At 62.6% G+C, this 16,865-nt stretch carries 13 protein-coding genes; all 13 read left to right on the top strand.

All coding sequences use genetic code 11. The features are described from left to right. Positions 1-59 precede the first annotated feature (59 nt). The 13 genes from Q8R81_RS06605 (at position 60) to Q8R81_RS06545 (ending at position 16,740) form a co-directional block, all read left to right on the top strand. The gene (locus tag Q8R81_RS06605) at positions 60-587 is read left to right on the top strand and encodes a (2Fe-2S)-binding protein (RefSeq protein ID WP_305616632.1); all 528 of its coding nucleotides are present in this window, start codon (positions 60-62) and stop codon (positions 585-587) included. Continuing rightward, positions 584-2,914, top strand: coding sequence for a molybdopterin cofactor-binding domain-containing protein (locus tag Q8R81_RS06600; RefSeq protein ID WP_305616631.1), 2,331 nt, complete (start codon positions 584-586; stop codon positions 2,912-2,914). Before Q8R81_RS06605 ends, Q8R81_RS06600 begins: the two co-directional genes overlap by 4 nt. A 419-nt stretch (positions 2,915-3,333) precedes the next feature. Continuing rightward, positions 3,334-5,511 carry a TonB-dependent siderophore receptor gene (locus Q8R81_RS06595; RefSeq protein WP_305616630.1) on the top strand — a complete coding sequence of 726 codons (2,178 nt, stop codon included), beginning with the start codon at positions 3,334-3,336 and terminating at the stop codon, positions 5,509-5,511. Positions 5,512-5,602: 91 nt separating this feature from the next. Beyond that, entirely contained in the window at positions 5,603-6,532 is a 930-nt protein-coding gene (locus Q8R81_RS06590) for a glyoxylate/hydroxypyruvate reductase A (protein ID WP_305616629.1), read from the top strand. 165 nt (positions 6,533-6,697) lie between these two features. After that, positions 6,698-7,372, top strand: coding sequence for a haloacid dehalogenase type II (locus Q8R81_RS06585; RefSeq protein WP_305616628.1), 675 nt, complete (start codon positions 6,698-6,700; stop codon positions 7,370-7,372). Further along, positions 7,372-8,889, top strand: coding sequence for an ABC transporter substrate-binding protein (locus tag Q8R81_RS06580; RefSeq protein ID WP_305616627.1), 1,518 nt, complete (start codon positions 7,372-7,374; stop codon positions 8,887-8,889). The genes Q8R81_RS06585 and Q8R81_RS06580 overlap by 1 nt, the downstream gene beginning before the upstream one ends. Further along, positions 8,886-9,866 (top strand): ABC transporter permease, encoded by a 981-nt coding sequence (locus tag Q8R81_RS06575; protein ID WP_305616626.1) that lies wholly within the window; start codon positions 8,886-8,888, stop codon positions 9,864-9,866. The genes Q8R81_RS06580 and Q8R81_RS06575 overlap by 4 nt, the downstream gene beginning before the upstream one ends. A 2-nt stretch (positions 9,867-9,868) precedes the next feature. Beyond that, positions 9,869-10,690 carry an ABC transporter permease gene (locus tag Q8R81_RS06570; RefSeq protein WP_305616625.1) on the top strand — a complete coding sequence of 274 codons (822 nt, stop codon included), beginning with the start codon at positions 9,869-9,871 and terminating at the stop codon, positions 10,688-10,690. After that, positions 10,690-12,492 carry an ABC transporter ATP-binding protein gene (locus tag Q8R81_RS06565; protein WP_305616624.1) on the top strand — a complete coding sequence of 601 codons (1,803 nt, stop codon included), beginning with the start codon at positions 10,690-10,692 and terminating at the stop codon, positions 12,490-12,492. The genes Q8R81_RS06570 and Q8R81_RS06565 overlap by 1 nt, the downstream gene beginning before the upstream one ends. Beyond that, complete coding sequence (locus Q8R81_RS06560; RefSeq protein ID WP_305616623.1) at positions 12,489-13,418, top strand: ornithine cyclodeaminase family protein; 930 nt, start codon at positions 12,489-12,491, stop codon at positions 13,416-13,418. The genes Q8R81_RS06565 and Q8R81_RS06560 overlap by 4 nt, the downstream gene beginning before the upstream one ends. Then, positions 13,415-14,125 carry a cupin domain-containing protein gene (locus Q8R81_RS06555; protein ID WP_305616622.1) on the top strand — a complete coding sequence of 237 codons (711 nt, stop codon included), beginning with the start codon at positions 13,415-13,417 and terminating at the stop codon, positions 14,123-14,125. Before Q8R81_RS06560 ends, Q8R81_RS06555 begins: the two co-directional genes overlap by 4 nt. 139 nt (positions 14,126-14,264) lie before the next feature. Beyond that, on the top strand, positions 14,265-15,419 hold the full coding sequence (locus Q8R81_RS06550) for an alanine racemase (RefSeq protein ID WP_305616621.1): 1,155 nt from the start codon (positions 14,265-14,267) through the stop codon (positions 15,417-15,419). A 46-nt stretch (positions 15,420-15,465) separates the two neighbouring features. Then, on the top strand, positions 15,466-16,740 hold the full coding sequence (locus Q8R81_RS06545; protein ID WP_305616620.1) for an FAD-binding oxidoreductase: 1,275 nt from the start codon (positions 15,466-15,468) through the stop codon (positions 16,738-16,740). Positions 16,741-16,865 lie beyond the last annotated feature (125 nt).

The following is a 16,865-nucleotide window of genomic DNA, read 5'->3' as shown; positions in this document are numbered from 1 at the left end:
GACAAGAAGACGTGAATGGGAAGTGGTCACACCGCTTCTGCCCGGTTGAGGAGACTGCAATGCCCCGGATCACTGTGAACGATGTGGAGCGTGAGGTTTCAGCCTCGCCCGATACGCCGCTGCTGTATGTTTTGCGCAACGAGCTGGACGTGATGACGCCCAAGTTCGGGTGCGGGCTGGCGCAGTGCGGGGCCTGTTCGGTGCTGCTGGATGGCGAGGAAGTGCGCGCGTGCATCACCCCGATCGAGGCGGTGGCGGGCAAGGCGGTTACCACCGTGGACGGGCTTCCGGCGCGTTGGGCAAAGCAGCGCGGGCTTAGTCCCCAACAGGCGGCGGGCAAGCTGCATCCGGTGCAGCAGGCATGGATCGAAGAACAGGTGTCGCAGTGCGGGATCTGCCAGTTTGGCATGATGATCAAGATTACCGAACTGCTGGAGCAGAATGCCAAGCCGAGCGATGCCGACATCAAGGCGGCGCTGACCACATCCGGCCCATCGCCACATCTGTGCCGTTGCGGCAGCTACGCGGCGATCCTTGAAGGGGCGCAGCGGGCGGCCAAGCTGATGGCGCAGGGAGCCGAAGCATGAACGCGGGCGAGATCCTTTCGGTCCACGAAGCGCGCGTCAGCCGCCGTGGGTTCCTTGGCAGCGGGGGCGCGCTGGCGGTGGTGATCGGGCTGCATCCATCGCTGGCCGGACAAGCGCTGGCCGCCGAAGCGGTGCAGGTCGATGCTACACGCCTGCCATCGTGGATCGAGATTGCGGCGGACAATGCGGTGACGATCCGCACCGGCAAGTGCGATTTCGGCCAAAGTTCCATCTACACCGCCTATCGCCAGATCGTGGCCGAAGAGCTGGGCGTTTCCATCGACGCGATGAAGACGGTCATTTCCGGCGATACCGACACGACGCCCGAAGGCGGCGGCACCTTCGGTCTGCTGCGCAGCGCGCAGAACCTGCGCAAGGTGGCGGCAATCACGCGCGAGGCAGCGCTTGAGCTGGCATCGCAAACGCTGGGCGTTGCGCGCAGTGCATTGTCGGTAAAGGACGGGGTGATTTCGGGCGGCGGCAAGTCTGTGACTTACGGCCAGCTTGTGGCGGGGCAGGATCTGCAACTGGCCATCAAGGTTTCTGGCGATTTGAATGCGCCGTTTGGCCGGCGGGTTGAAGGAAACCCGCCGTTCAAGCCGCGCGCCGAATACACCATCATCGGCAAACCGGTGACCAATCCTTCGCTGGAACCCAAGATTTCGGGCAAGGCCAAGTGGATCGGCGATGTGAAGCTGCCGGGCATGCTGCACGCGCGGGTGATCCACCCGGCGACGCTGGGATCGACGCTGGTTTCCGCAGGCAAGCTGGACAGCGCGCAGTTTCCGGGTGCGCGGGTGGTGACCGTAGGCAATCTCCTTGCGGTTGTCTCGCCCAACGAATGGGAAGCAGTGCAGGCCGCGCAGCAAGTTGGTGGTGAAACGCAGTGGAGCGAATGGGCGGGCCTGCCCGAAAGCGGCCAGTTGTTTGACCACATGCGCAACGCAATCGACTGGGCCGAATATCCGGTGCGTCCGGGCCGGGCCAACAAGGGTGATGCCAAGGGCGTGAAGGGCGCGCGGACGCTGACCGCTGCTTATGGCATGCCGTTCCAGAAGCATGCCCCGATCAGCCCGATGGTTTCGGTCGGCGATGTGCGGCCCGATGGGTCGGTCACGCTCCACACCATCAGCCAGAACCCGCAGCACTTGCGCCGCATGATCGCACGGATGCTTGTCACCGGTGAGGACAAGGTGGTCGTCAAGACCTATCCGGGGTCAGGCCACTATGGCCGGTCGAACGGGGGCAGTGCGGGGAGCGAGGACGAGGCGGTGATCCTCTCACGCGAATTGAAACGCCCGGTGCGGGTGCAGTGGATGCGCGCCGATGATATGCAGTGGTCAACGCAATCGTCCGCGTCGGTTGCCGATATTCGCATCGAGCTGGGTGAGGATGGCCGCATTGCCGCCTATGAAGCAATCCATCGCGGGCCGCCGATGCAGGACGACCGGCTGGTGGGCGCGATGCTGGCGGGCCTGCCAGTGATTGATGCGCCCTCTGCCGAGACGACTTATGGCTTTCAGAGCGGGTTGGTAAATATTGCTGACACGTGGGTTTACGCCAAGGTCGACAACGTGTTCGAGCAAGGCCACGGCGCTGGGCAGATCGGGCAAAAGGCATCGCCCATCGGGGTTGGTCTGCGTGACCATTCGATGCGCACGCCGATCCAGTTCCAGCAGAACTGCCCGCGCGAACTGGCGATCAGCGAGGCGGCGGCGCTGGCGGGGAAGGATGCGTTGCAGTTCCGGCTCGACCATGTGACCGACCCGCGCTTTACCGCCGTGCTGGAGCGGCTGCGCAAGGAATCGGGCTGGGATACGCGCCCATCGCCAGCGCCTGCTGCACGTTCAACCGGCAAGGCGGTGGTGCGGGGCCGGGGCGTGTCGATCATGCTGCGCGACAATGGCTATTGGGCCTGCGCGGCGCACATTGCGGTCACGCCCGATAGCGGTGAGGTGAAGGTTGAGCGGGTGACGATTGTGGCCGACGTGGGCGTGGTCATCAATCCGCTGCAACTCCGCCGCCAGATTCAGGCGGGCTGCCTGATGGGCGTGAGCCAGGCGCTGTTTGAAGAAGTGACGTTCGACAAGGGCGCGATCACATCGACCGACTGGGCGGGCTATCCGATCCTGACCATGCAGGACATGCCCGAACTGCGCGTGGTGATTGCCAGCGATCCGACGACGGACGAATATGGGCAGGGATCAGAAAGCGCTAATGCGCTGGCCGCCCCGGCAATTGCGGCGGCGTTCCACGATGCAACCGGTAAGCCGATCCGTCGGTTGCCGCTGCGGCCAGAGCATGTGGCGGCGGCGCTATCTGTCTGACGCGAGTGATACCGGGTGGCTGCATTGTGGTAGCCACCCGGCAATATTCAATAAATGGGCAAGTGCGCTGCGAGATGCAGCCCAGCGATTTAGCCGAAGGCCATCCCCGGCCCGAAGATGCGGCCCGCGTTCACTCTATTTCACCGTTTTGCCCGTGTCCGTTTCGAAAAGACTTGGCTGAGTGCAGCCCGTCTTATCGTCAACGGCACAAAGACGCCGGTGTCACGCCAATTTCACAATAATCGTTCGTCCGCGCCTGCGCTTTCAACGCATGATTCGTCTGCAGAAGCATAAGCTCGTAGAATAATAATAAACCGCAGGACGGCTCAACCGCCGGTTTCGCTTGCTTACCATGTAACATTGTTACATGCGGCGGGTGGGATCGAAGAACCGCATCAAGAACGAGGGGTGAAGTTGCGATGATGAAGATGTCCGCAGTAAAGGCCGCGCTGGCAATCGGCGTGGCGATGGGAGTGATGCCGATGACGGCCTGGGCGCAAAGCGTTCCGGCGGAAGGCGAGGAAGCGCAAGCCGTTGACGAGATGGTGGTGGTCGGCCAGCGCCAGCAATATCGTGGTGACGTGCCGCTTTCGGCACTGCCGCAGAGCGTGCAGGTGATTGATGCCAGCACGCTCCAGAACCTCAACATCACGCGCTTTGATACAGCGCTCGACCTATCAAGCGGCGTTTCGCGCCAGAACAACTTTGGCGGTCTGTTCGATGGTTTCGCCATTCGCGGGTTCGTGGGTGATGAAAACTTTGCCGGTGGCGTGCTGGTCAACGGTTTCAACGGCGGCCGCGGTTATGGCGGGCCGCGCGATGCATCGAGCATCGAGAAGATCGAAATTCTCAAAGGCCCCAACGGCGCAGTATTTGGCCGTGGTGAGCCGGGCGGCACTATCAGCATCATCACCAAGAAGGCGAAGGTCGGCCAGAGCTTCGGCACGTTTGCGGTGCAGGGCGGCAGCTTCAACACTTTCCGCGTCGAAGCTGATTACAACCTTTCGATCAGCGATACCGTGGCGATCCGCCTGAATGGCGCGGCGCAGGATGGCGACAGCTTCCGCGATACGATCCACCAGACGCTGTATGTGGCCAACCCTTCCATCGTGTTCACGCCGAGCAAGAACACCAGTCTGTCCTATGAAATGGAGTTCATGGACAACCGCATCCCGTTTGATCGCGGCACGATTGCGGTAAACGGGCAACTGGGCGTGGTTGACCGGTCTACCTTCTTTGGTGAGCCGGGCGATGGGCAGATGCAGGTGAAAGTGCTGGGCCATCAGGTGCAGTTCCAGCAGAAGCTGGGCGGCGACTGGTATTTCCTCGCAGGCTTGGGCTATCGCGAAACTGAATTCAGCGGTCTGTCGAGCGAGGCCGAGCTTGACCCGATTGGCACCAACCGCCGCCAGACGCTGGGCAAGCCGGGCAACTTCCTCGCCCGCCAGCGCCGTTCGCGTGATTACAGCACGGACAACATCGTGGTGCGCGGCGAACTGTCGGGCAAGTTCTATACCGGCGGCATAACGCATCACGTGCTGGTGGGTGCAGACTGGGACCGCTTCCGCATCGACCTGCTGCAACTGCGCGGGCGTCCGGTGAACTATACAACCGGTGCGCCAATCACGGCGGCAAACTATGCCGTGGACATTTTCAACCCCGTCTATGGGCAAACGCTGGCGCTGGGCGCGGTGCCGCTGACCAATACTTATGAAACGCAGAAGGCGTGGGGCGTCTATTTCCAAGACCAGATCGATCTTACCGACCGGTTGAAGCTGCGTCTGGGCGGACGTTATGACGATTACAAGCAGACGGTGCTGAACCGCAGCAACGGCCGGAGCGTTCTGGTGGAGCAGACGCAGTTCAATCCTACCGGCGGCGTGCTTTATGAAGTCAACGACGATGTCTCGGTTTTTGCCGGATATGGCGAAGGCTTCCGCCCCAATAGCGGCGTGGATGCGGCCAGCAATCCGTTCCCTTCGGAACTGAGCAAGTCCTACGAAGTGGGTGTGCGTCTGGGTGAGCCGGGCGGCCCGTTGAGCGGTTCTATCGCGGCCTTCACGATGACCAAGAACAACATCCTGACGGCCGATCCCAACCCTGCCAATGCCGGGCTTTCGATTGCCGGGGGTGCGGCACGTTCACGCGGGATCGAACTGGACTTCAACGCCAACCTGCCGGGCGACATCACGATCATCGCCACTTACGCCTATCTGGATGCCGAATGGACGACGGCGGCAGGCGACAAGGACTTTGGCCTGACGATCAATCCCGGTGACCGCCTGATCAACATTCCCGAACATGCGGCCAACCTGATCGTCAGCAAGGGCTTCATGATCGGCAGCCACCGTGCCACATTGGGCGGCGGCGTGAATTATGTGGGCAAGCGGTTGGGCGAAACCGGTTCGACGTTCGACCTGCCGGGCTATGTCGTGGCGCGCGCGATGGCGAGCTATGAACCTTCGGACGGCGTGAAGCTTACTGCAGACGTCACCAACCTGTTCGACAAGGAGTTCTACACCGCGTCCTATTCGCGGTTGTGGATCGCACCGGGCGCGCCGCGCGCGTTCAACGTGCGGGCAAGCTTCTCGTTCTGATGCACTGCGCGTAATATCGGGGCAGGCAGGGTAAATCCCATGCCTGCCCCCATTTTTATTGCGGGCTGCCACTTTAGGGAACGCTGACCAGATGACATTTCTCTATCACGGACTGGAAGCGCGCGGCGCGGTCTGGGCCGAGATATTCGCGGCGCGCGTGCCGCAATTGCCGTTTGCGCGCTGGGGCCATGATCCGGTCGATCCGGCGCAGGTGCGCTGGCTGGCGGCGTGGAATGCGCCTGCGGAATTCATCGCGCAGTTCCCCAATCTTGAAGTGCTGTTCAGCGTGGGTGCGGGGATTGATCAGTTGCCGCTGGATGCGCTGCCGCCGCAAGTGCGGGTGGTGCGCATGGTGGAGCAGGGGATCATCACCGGCATGGCCGAATATGTGGCGATGGCATGTCTTGCGCTGCACCGCGATCTGCCGTTCTTCATCACCGAACAGCGCGCAGGGCGCTGGACCTATCGCCATACGCGCTTGGCCGCAGAAACGCGCGTTGGGGTGATGGGGCTGGGTGAACTGGGCAAGGCGGCGCTTGATATGCTGAAGCCGCTGGGATTTCCGCTGTCAGGCTGGAGCCGCAGCGCGCACCGGATCGCGGGCGTCGCGTGCTTTGCCGGGGCCGATGGCTTTGATGCGTTTCTGGCGCAAGTGGACATCGCGGTGTGCCTGCTGCCGTTGACGCCGGAAACACGCGGCATTCTGTGCCGTGAAACGTTTGACAAGATGCCGCGCGGCAGTGCCGTGGTGAATGCCGGGCGCGGCGGGCATCTGGTGGCGGACGATCTGATTGCGGCGCTCGATTCAGGGCAGTTGCGCGCGGCGATGCTAGACGTGACCGTGCCTGAGCCGCTGCCCGAGGGGCACCCATTCTACAGCCACCCCGCGATTTTCCTTACCCCGCATGTTGCGGCTGAGACGCGCCACGGCAGCGCGGGCGAAGTGCTGGCCGACAACGTGCTACGTCTGCTGGCGGGCGACCCGCTGCTGGGCGAAGTGGACCGGACCCGCGGCTATTAGGGCGCGGCATGACCTGCCGTTACGGGCGGCAAAAAAGTGCAGTGAGTATTCTTGCGCCAAGACGAACAGGTGCAAGTTCCGCCCCAACAATGGTGATCTTGCATCACCGCCAGCCGCTAGCGGGCTATGCCCGAAGCCACAGGAACACAGGATCGGACTCCCGTTATGAGCACCGCCGTTTTCACGCCACAGTTCATCAGCTTCGATTGCTATGGCACGCTGACCCGCTTTCGCATGACCGAAATGGCCACCGCGTTCTATGCCGACCGCCTGCCCGCCGAGGCGCTGCCTGCGTTTTGCAAGGACTGGTCTGCCTATCGTTTCGACGAAGTGCTGGGCGCGTGGAAGCCCTATCGCGATGTCATCGCCAATTCACTGGAGCGCTGCTCGAAGAAGTGGGGCGTGGAATTCCGCGAGGAAGAGGCCAATGCCGTCTATGAAGCCGTGCCGACCTGGGGGCCGCATGATGATGTGGCGGGCGGCCTTTCGAAGATCTGCGACAAGATCCCGCTGGTGATCCTGTCAAACGCGATGAACAGCCAGATCATGGCGAACGTGGGGATGCTGGGCGCGACCTTCCACCGGGTTTACACCGCCGAAAGCGCACAGGCCTACAAGCCGCGTATGCAGGCGTTTGAATATATGTTCGATCAGCTGGGCATGGGGCCGGAAGTGGGCATGCACGTGTCATCCAGCTTCCGTTATGACCAGAATACGGCGACCGACCTCGGCTTTGGCTGCCGGGTGTTCATCGGGCGCGGGCATGAGCCTTCGAATGGCAATTATCGCGATGTTGAAATCCCGCACATTGGCGCGCTTCCGGCGGTGGTCGGCCTCTGATGCTGTCACGGCGCGGCCTTCTTGGTGGCATGGCTGCGGGGGCTATGCTGGCCCCGGCTGACCAGCTGATCGGAAAGCCGCGCACTGGCGGGCGCATTCGCGTTGCGGGCATCGTGGCATCAACAGCGGACACGCTTGATCCTGCAAAGGGCGGCAATTCCAGCGACTATATGCGGATTTTCCTGCTCTATAGCGGGCTGACGCAGTGCGACGGCGCTTTGCGCGCAACGCCCGGATTGGCTGAGACGATTGAGACGGACGACAACATTGTCTGGACCATCCGTTTGCGGCGCGGCGTGCAGTTCCACAATGGCAAGTCGCTGACCGCCGATGACGTGGTTTACTCGCTATTGCGGCATAAAGACCCAAACGTAGGGTCGAAGGTCAAAGCGGTTGCCGAACAGTTTGCAGGCGCGCGCCGCGTGGGGCCGCTGGAAGTGGAACTGCGGCTGACGGGGCCAAATCCTGACATTCCCATCATTCTGGCCCAACCGCAGTTTGCCATCGTGGAAAATGGTCGGCGCGATTTCAGCGTGGCCAATGGCACGGGTCCGTTCACTCTGAAATCGTTCGCGCCGGGCATCCGCACCATCGTGCGGCGCAATCCGAACTACTGGAAGCCGGGCAAGCCCTATCTTGATGAGATCGAACTGATTGCCATTCCCGATGAACTTTCGCGGGTGAACGCGCTGTTATCGGGCGATGTGCAGATGGTGATTGCGGTCAGTCCGGGGTCGGTCAAACGGGTGAAGGCATCATCCTCGCACCTGATCATGGAAACCAAATCGGGTCTCTACACCGATCTGGTGATGCGGCAGGACCACCCGGTGACGGGCAACCCCGATTTCGTGCTGGGCATGAAGCATCTGCTGGACCGTGATCTGATCAAGCGTGCGCTGTTCCGGGGCTATGCGACCATCGCCAACGACCAGCCGATTTCGCCGCTTGATCCTTATTACAACCCCGGCATACCGCAGCGTGCCTTCGATCCTGAAAAGGCAAAGTTCTATCTCAAGCGCTCAGGTTTGCTGGGCACGCGGCTGCCGGTTTACGTCTCGCCAGCGGCCACGATGTCTGTCGATATGGGTTCCATCCTGCAGGAACACGCCGCGCAGATCGGGCTGAAGCTGGCGATCAACCGCGTGCCAAGCGATGGCTATTGGTCAACGCACTGGATGCGGCATCCGCTGACGTTTGGAAACATCAACCAACGGCCCACCACCGACCTGATGTTCAGCCTGTTCTTCCAGTCAAAAGCTACGGAGAACGAAGCAGGCTGGAAAAACCCGAAGTTTGACAAAATGCTGATCGAAGCGCGCCAGACGCGCGATCAGGCTTTGCGCAAGGCCATCTATGGCGAGATGCAGTGGATGATCCACCGGACAGGGGGGATCGGCATTCCGGTCTTCATCAGCCTGCTGGATGGCTATGACCGCCGCATCCGCGGGCTTCAACCGGTCCCTCTGGGCGGTCTGATGGGCTACACCTTTGGCGAACACGTGTGGTTGGACGCATGAGCGGCGCGTCGCCTGTTTCCCGCTGGCGCGGGCCAGCGCGGCTTGTGGCCAAACGCACGGGGCTGGCGTTGGTAACACTGGTGCTGGTTTCTGCCGTGATCTTCACGATCAGCGGCCTGCTCCCCGGCGATGCCGCGCAGGAAGTCTTGGGCCAGGGCGCAACGCCCGAACAGTTCGCGGCGTTGCGCCACGAAATGGGCCTCGATCGGCCAGCGGTGGTGCGTTACTTTGAATGGCTGCGCGGCATTGCCATCGGTGATCCCGGCCAGTCGCTGGTGGCGAACAAGCCGGTGGCCGACATCATCTCGGAGCGGCTGCCCAACACGCTGATCCTTGCCGGGCTGACGACGCTGTTTTCGGTGCCCATCGCGTTTCTGGTCGGCATAGCCTCAGCCGTGACGCGGGGGCAGGCAACGGACCGCGCGCTCAACATCATGACGCTGGCGATGGTGGCTCTGCCCGAATTTCTGGTTGCGACGATTGCGGTGCTGGTGTTTTCGGTAAAGCTGCTGTGGCTGCCATCCATCACCATTGTGCCGCAAGACCCGACGCTGGGCGAATTTCTGCGCGCCTATGCCATGCCGGTGATGGTGCTGGGCGTGGGCGTGATTGCGCAACTGGGCCGGATGATCCGCGCCGCCATCATTGCCGAACTGGACCGCCCTTATGTGGAAATGGCGCGGCTGAAAGGCGTTTCCCCGCGCCGCCTGATCTTCCGCCATGTGCTGCCCAATGCGGTTGGCCCTATTGTGAACTCTATGGCGCTCAGCCTGTCCTACCTGTTCGGAGGCGCGATCATCGTGGAAACAATCTTCAGCTATCCGGGATTGGCGAGCCTGATGGTCAACGCCGTCACCTCGCGCGATATGCCGCTGTTGCAGGCCTGCGCCATGGTCTTTTGCGCAACCTATCTGCTGCTGGTGCTGATTGCCGATACCGTGGCGATTCTGGCCAACCCAAGGCTGCGCCAAGGATGAGCGTGGCGGGTATCATACGCGGGGCACGGCGTTTGCCGCTTTCGGGCAAGATCGGCCTTGCGCTGGTGATTTTCTGGATCATCGTCGCGGTGATCGGCCCGTTCATCGCGCCATACCCGCCGGGATCGTTTGCCAACGAGGAAGTGTTTGCCGGATCGAGCCGCCAGTTCTGGCTCGGTAGCGATTTTCTGGGGCGTGATGTGCTCAGCCGCCTGCTTTCAGGGGCGCGCTTTACCGTGGGCCTGTCTGTCGTTGCCGTTGCCATCGCGGCGAGCATCGGCACTGGGTTTGCGCTCACGGCAGCAGTCGGCCCTCGCTGGGTTGATGAACTGCTGTCCCGTGCGATGGACACGCTGATCTCCATTCCGTCCAAGATTTTCGCGCTGGTGCTGGTGGCCGCGTTCGGTTCGTCGCTGGTGCTGCTCACGCTGATCATTGCGATCACTTATGTGCCCGGTAACTTCCGCATTGCGCGTTCGCTGGCGGTAGGGTTGGCGCGGCTCGACTATGTCGAAGTGGCGCGCGCGCGGGGGGAAGGGCGGCTGCATCTGGCCTTGGTGGAAGTGCTGCCCAACATGATCAAACCGCTGTTTGCGGACATTGGCCTGCGCTTCGTGTTCATCGTGCTGCTGCTGTCGGGCCTCAGCTTCCTTGGCCTTGGCTTGCAACCCCCTGACGCCGATCTCGGCTCGCTGGTGCGTGAAAATACGTCCGGGTTGGCCGAAGGCGCGCTGGCGATCATCGCTCCCGCCGTGGCTATTGCGAGCCTGACAGTTGGGGTGAACCTGCTGATCGATGCGGCCACGCAAGGGAAGGCGCACTGATGGAGGCTCAGCATGTCGACGTCCGCAACTTGTGCGTGACCGTGCGCAGACCGGATGGTTCGGACTTGCGGATTGTGGACGAAGTTTCGTTCACCATCGCGCGCGGAGAAGTGCTGGCGCTGATCGGGGAGTCCGGTTCGGGCAAGACCACGATTGCGCTCGCGCTGATGGGCTATGCCCGCAGCGGCGCGGTGATCAGCGGGGATATCACGGTTGGCGATGCTACGCTGGGTGGTAACGGCAAGGCATCGCTTGCGGCGCAGCGTGGGCACCGCATCACTTACGTAGCACAAAGCGCTGCCGCAGCATTCAACCCCTCGCGCCGCGTGATCGAACAGGTGATCGAACCAGCGCTGATCCACGGCACTGCCACAGCCGCTGAAGCGCGCGCACATGCGGTGGCGTTGTTCGAGGCGCTGGCCCTGCCAGATCCGGCAACCATCGGCAGCCGCTATCCGCACGAACTGTCGGGGGGACAGCTCCAGCGGTTGATGGCAGCGATGGCGCTGATCACGCGGCCCGATCTGGTGATCTTTGACGAGCCGACCACCGCGCTGGATGTGACCACGCAGGTCGAAGTGCTGCAAGCCTTCCGCAAGGTGGTGCGCGAGCAGGGCGCGACCGGCGTCTATGTGTCGCACGATCTGGCGGTGGTGGCACAGATGGCGGACCAGATCCTCGTGCTCAATCGCGGCACCGTGCGGGAACGCAATGCTGTGCGCGCCGTGCTTGAAACTCCGGCAGACGATTACACCAAGACCCTGTTGGCTGCGGCGCGGCCTGTGATCAAGGCAGCAGCGCCGATTACGGCGGTGGGCAAGCCGCTGCTGTCGATCGAGGGTATCAACGCCGGATACGGCCCCGTTGACCGCAATGGCCGCGCGGCGCATCCGGTGCTGACGGACGTGAGCCTGCAGATCGGGCGCGGCGCAGCGGTGGGCGTGATCGGGGAATCTGGTTCCGGCAAATCCACGGTCGCGCGCGTGGTGGCAGGCTTGCTTGCGCCCACGGCGGGCACGGTTTCGCTGGACGGTCAGCCGCTTGCTGCTTCGCTGAAGGGCCGCACGCGCGAAGAATTGCGGCGCATCCAGATCGTGTTCCAGAATGCAGACGTGGCGCTCAATCCCGCGCATAGCGTGGGCGAAATCCTTGGCCGCGTGCTGCGCTTCTACCACGGCACCAGCGGCGCTGCACTGAACAGCCGCGTGGCCGAACTGCTTGACCTGATCAAGCTGCCCGCCGCGATTGCTGACCGGCGCTGCGATGAACTTTCCGGAGGCCAGAAGCAGCGCGTGAACCTTGCCCGCGCGCTGGCGGCGCAGCCCGACGTGATCCTGTGCGATGAAGTGACGTCGGCGCTCGATACCGTGGTGCGCGAGGCGATTCTGGAACTGCTGGCCGAATTGCGTCGCGATCTGGGCGTGGCTTACCTGTTCATCAGCCACGATATTGCGACGGTGAAGGCGCTCTGCGACGAGATCGTGGTGCTCTACAAAGGCACACGTGTGGAAAGCGGGTTGCGCGATACTTATGCGGCCCCGCCGTTCCATCCTTACACCGATCTGCTGATTTCGTCGGTGCCGGAACTGCGCACCGACTGGCTTTCGGGCGTCGGCTCGCAGGGCAAGGTGCCGTTCGCGCATCTGCCGGAAAGTGCCGATCTGTGCCGCTTCCTGCCGCGCTGCCCGGTGGCCATCGCGGGCCGTTGCGATGTGTCGCTACCGCCGCTGCGCACGATGGCGGCAGGCAATGCCGTGCTGTGCCATCGCACAGAAGCCGAACTGGCCGGAGAATTTGCGTGAAGTTTATCTCGGAAGAACAATCGGCAGCGCTCGTCTCGCACGAAATCGCGTTCGATGCCGCGCGTGAGGCGCTTTGCGCAGTGGTTGAGGATGCGGTGCTGTTCCCCGCCGTGCTGGCCCACGGGTCATCACCGGCCAACCGGTTCTCGATCAAGTCTGCCTCCACCGGCACATACGCCGGGCTGAAAGTCGGCTCGTTCTGGCCGGGCAACCCTGACATTGGCCTGCCGCGCCACAATTCGGTAATTCTGCTGTTCGATCAGGGCGTTGGCCGGGTTGAGTGGGTGATCGAAGCGGGCGAGGTCAACGCCTATCGGACGGCTGCGGCCGATGCGGTTGCCGTCGACACCTTGGCGCGCAAGGATGCCAGCACGTTGGCGATTTTCGGCGCGGGCAATCAGGCGCTGTTCGAATGCATCGCCATTGCCCGCATCCGCCCGGTCACAAAGGTGCTGGTCGTTGCGCGGGACCAAGCCAAGGGCGATGCTTTCGTGGCGGCGCTGCGCAGCGAAGGCCTCAACGCCGAGCAGGCAGACGCGCAGGAAGCATGCGAACATGCTGACATCGTGGTGACGGCCACTCCGGCGCGCGAACCGCTGTTTTCTGCCGACTGGATACGCCCCGGCACCCACGTGGCCAGCATGGGGTCTGACGCTGCCGGAAAGCAGGAACTGCCGCCTGAACTGTTCGCGTCCGCAGCCCTGTTCTGCGATCATCCGGCGCAGGCCGTGGTGATGGGCGATTTACAGCACTTCGGCGGCGACCGCGCACAGATCGTGGCCTTGGGCGATGTGCTGCTGGGCCGGGCCGAGGGCCGCACATCGCCTGACCAGATAACCGTTTTCGACAGCTCAGGCATCGCGCTTCAGGATCTGACGATTGCGCGAAAGCTGATTTCTGCCTTTGAAGGGATGACCAAGCCATGAGCGCACTTTTGGAACAGACGGTTGCGGCGGTGGTGGACATTCGCGCCTATGCCGCGGGAACGGCATCATCTGCCGATTGGTTTGCGGGTCGCGCCGCACCGGCATTCGCGGATGACAAGGCGGTCATTGCCTCGTTCGCGCTGCGTGGGGAAGGCGAAGTCACCGCGCTGCCCACCGATGAATTCGTGCTGGTGCTGGCCGGAAAGCTTGAGATCGAAACCCATCAAGGCGCACTGGCGCTCGGCGCTGATGATTCCGCCGCAATACCCTTTGGCACAAGCTTCCGCTGGCGCGCGTCTGACGATATGCTGGCCGTGGTCTATGCCGCGCCAACGGATCGCGCAGGCAATGCCACCGCGCCGGTGATGATTGACACGAATGCCCCGCTCAACCCGTCCAATCCGCCTGCACTGGAAAACCTGCTGGGCGAGGTGCCGACCTGCCGGGGCTTTTCCGATTACGTGTCGGCCAATGCGGAATTCTGTGCGGGCACGTGGGATTCCACCCCCTATCACCGCCGCCAGATTCCCTATCGGCAGGTGGAACTGATGCTGCTGATGGCGGGCAAGGTTACGTTCAGTGACCAGAACGGCAGCGTGACCTTCGCCACCGGCGATGTGTGCATGTTTGTGCGCGGCGATGGCTGTGCCTGGCTGAGCGAGGAATACGTCAAGAAGGTCTTCGCCACGCAGCGCCCGCTGGGCTGAAGGCGCAGCAGAATATACCGCCGCGCCGCACAAGTCCCGCATGACTGCCACGCGCATCGCAAGCTTTCAGCCGAATTTGCCCCCTGAAGTCCGCTTAACTTTCAATCGCCACGTTTCAATTCTGGGAAGGAATCGCGCAATGTCCGGGCCGATGGTCGAAGCCTCTCTTGAAACGGTGGAGACGCCCGCTCTGGTGCTCGATCTTGCCAAAGTGGACCGCAACATCGCGCGGCTGCGCAGCCGGCTGTCCGCGCTGGGCGTAGGGTTCCGGCCCCATGTAAAAACATCAAAGTCGCTCGACGTTGCCCGGCGTCTGTTCCCGGAAGGCACCGGTCCGATCACCGTTTCGACCCTTGCCGAGGCGGAATACTTTGCCAGCGGCGGGTTTGCCGACATCACTTATGCCGTCGGGCTGGGCCTCGACAAGATCGAACGCGCGCGCCGGTTGGTCGGGCAGGGCGTGCACCTGTCGGTGCTGATCGACGCGCTGGAACAGGCTCGTGCGCTGGCAGATGCTGCCAAAGATGGCACGGCCATGCCTGCGGTGCTGATCGAGATTGACTGCGACGGCCACCGTGGCGGACTGCTGCCCGATGATCAGACGCTGGTAGTGATTGCCGATGTGCTGGCGCAGGGCGGCGTGGAACTGGCCGGTGTGCTGACCCATGCCGGGGAATCCTACAATGCGCGTGGCGGCGCGGGCCTGCCCGAAGCGGCAGAGGGTGAACGGGCAGCGGCGGTTGAAGCGGCGCACCTGCTACGCGCGGCGGGCCATGCTGCACCGGTTGTGAGCGTCGGCTCCACGCCGACCGCGCATTTCGCAGCCGACCTGACCGGCGTGACTGAAGTGCGCGCGGGCGTTTTCACATTCTTCGATCTGGTGATGCACGGCATTGGCGTGTGCGAGGTGGACGATATTGCGGCGTCGGTTCTGGCGACGGTCATCGGCCACCGCACGGAAAAGGGCTGGATACTCACCGATGGCGGGTGGATGGCGATGTCTCGTGACCGGGGCACGCAAAGCCATCCGGTTGATCAGGGCTATGGTCTGGTTTGCGATATTGATGGCAGGCCGTTCGGCGATGTGATCGTTGAGGATGCCAGCCAGGAACACGGCATTATCAAGCTTCGGCCCGGAAGCGATGGCGTGCTGCCCGATCTGCCAATCGGTGCGCGCGTGCGCATTCTGCCCAACCATGCTTGCGCCACGTGCGCGCAGCACGAAGTCTACAACGTCGTGGATGGTCAGGGCCGGGCGATCATGGCCCAATGGCCGCGTATGCGCGGATGGTGAGCCAGCATTGCGTTCCACAGCCCCACGTGCGGGCGGAGAATCTGACATGAAGATGATGTCCTACTGGCTCGATACTGCAAAGCCGTTTGCCTCTGCCGCAACCGGCGGGCCTGAGGGCGCGGTGGACGTTGCGGTGGTCGGCGCAGGCTTCACAGGCCTTTGCGCTGCGCTTGCACTGGCAAAAAAGGGCGCAAAGGTTCTCGTGCTGGAGGCTGACCGAGTTGCCGGTTCCGCGTCCGGACGCAACGGCGGCATGTGCAACAACGGCTTTGCGCAGGACTATGGCGGCATGGTCGAACGGTTCGGCATGGAACGCGCCAACCTGTTCTACAGAGCCTTCGATGCCGGGGTGGACAAGGTTGAGTCCATCGTGGCGGAGGAAGGCATCGACTGCCACTTTGCCCGCGTGGGCAAGCTGAAGCTGGCGGCCAAGCCCGAGCACTTTGACAAGATCATCCGGTCGCAGGAATTGCTGGCGCGCAATGTTGATCCTGAAACGCGATTGGTGCTGCCCAAGGATCTGCCGTCCGAGATTGGTTCGGACAAGTTCTTTGGCGGGATGATTTATGGCAAGAGCGCGAACATGCACATGGGCATGTACGGGCAGGGTCTGGCCGAAGCCGTGGTGCGGCACGGCGGCACGATTTTCGAGCATAATCCGCTGATGAAGATGCGCCGCGTTGCGGGCGGGCATGAACTGACGACACCGCATGGCACGGTGAAGGCAGCGCAAGTTCTGCTTGCCACCGGAACGTCGGCCTATGGCCCGTTGGGCTGGTTCCGCCGCCGGATCGTGCCGGTGGGTGCATACCTGATCGCCACCGAACCACTCCCGGTGGAACTGCTGGACAGGCTGACGCCGCGCCGCCGCAACACGGTGGATACGCGCAACTTCGTCAGCTATTTCCGCACAACGCCCGATAACCGCATCCTGTTTGGCGGACGCGCGCGCTTTTCAGGCCGGAGCGATCCGGCAGCAGACGCCAAGAGCGGGGCCATCCTGCAGCGTTCAATGGTCAACTTCTTCCCGGAACTGGCCGATGCGCGCATTGATTATTGCTGGGGCGGCATGGTTGACATGACGAGCGACCGCCTGCCGCGCGCGGGCGAGAATGACGGCGTGTTCTATTCGATGGGCTACAGCGGCCACGGCACGCACATGGCGACGTATATGGGCGGGGTCATGGCTGAAGTGCTGGATGGCAAAGCGGAATTGAACCCGTGGCGCGATTTCGATTGGCCCGCAATTCCGGGCTATTTCGGCAAGCCGTGGTTCCTGCCGTTCGTCGGCGCTTACTACAAATACAAGGAGATGGCATGAATGATTTGTGATCGGCCTTGGTGCTCGGCGTCGTGGCGTTTGCTACGGTGTTGGGCGAGGCGGATAGGTTGCAGGCTGGATCGGCATCTTAGGGCTTTGGACCCTGTCAAGGAGATTACCCGCCG

The organism is Novosphingobium sp. (assembly GCF_030696665.1).
Taxonomy (GTDB): domain Bacteria; phylum Pseudomonadota; class Alphaproteobacteria; order Sphingomonadales; family Sphingomonadaceae; genus Novosphingobium.
The sequence above is the reverse complement of the archived record's forward strand: the minus strand, read 5'-3'. Positions and strand labels throughout refer to the sequence as shown.

What these genes read in the sequence shown, in the direction of transcription:
- Q8R81_RS06590 (WP_305616629.1), top strand. Translation starts at nt 5,603, where the DNA reads ATGACATTTCTCTATCACGGACTGGAAGCGCGCGGCGCGGTCTGGGCC.
- Q8R81_RS06585 (WP_305616628.1), top strand. Translation starts at nt 6,698, where the DNA reads ATGAGCACCGCCGTTTTCACGCCACAGTTCATCAGCTTCGATTGCTAT.
- Q8R81_RS06550 (WP_305616621.1), top strand. Translation starts at nt 14,265, where the DNA reads ATGTCCGGGCCGATGGTCGAAGCCTCTCTTGAAACGGTGGAGACGCCC.
- Q8R81_RS06605 (WP_305616632.1), top strand. Translation starts at nt 60, where the DNA reads ATGCCCCGGATCACTGTGAACGATGTGGAGCGTGAGGTTTCAGCCTCG.
- Q8R81_RS06580 (WP_305616627.1), top strand. Translation starts at nt 7,372, where the DNA reads ATGCTGTCACGGCGCGGCCTTCTTGGTGGCATGGCTGCGGGGGCTATG.
- Q8R81_RS06565 (WP_305616624.1), top strand. Translation starts at nt 10,690, where the DNA reads ATGGAGGCTCAGCATGTCGACGTCCGCAACTTGTGCGTGACCGTGCGC.
- Q8R81_RS06545 (WP_305616620.1), top strand. Translation starts at nt 15,466, where the DNA reads ATGAAGATGATGTCCTACTGGCTCGATACTGCAAAGCCGTTTGCCTCT.
- Q8R81_RS06595 (WP_305616630.1), top strand. Translation starts at nt 3,334, where the DNA reads ATGATGAAGATGTCCGCAGTAAAGGCCGCGCTGGCAATCGGCGTGGCG.
- Q8R81_RS06575 (WP_305616626.1), top strand. Translation starts at nt 8,886, where the DNA reads ATGAGCGGCGCGTCGCCTGTTTCCCGCTGGCGCGGGCCAGCGCGGCTT.
- Q8R81_RS06600 (WP_305616631.1), top strand. Translation starts at nt 584, where the DNA reads ATGAACGCGGGCGAGATCCTTTCGGTCCACGAAGCGCGCGTCAGCCGC.
- Q8R81_RS06555 (WP_305616622.1), top strand. Translation starts at nt 13,415, where the DNA reads ATGAGCGCACTTTTGGAACAGACGGTTGCGGCGGTGGTGGACATTCGC.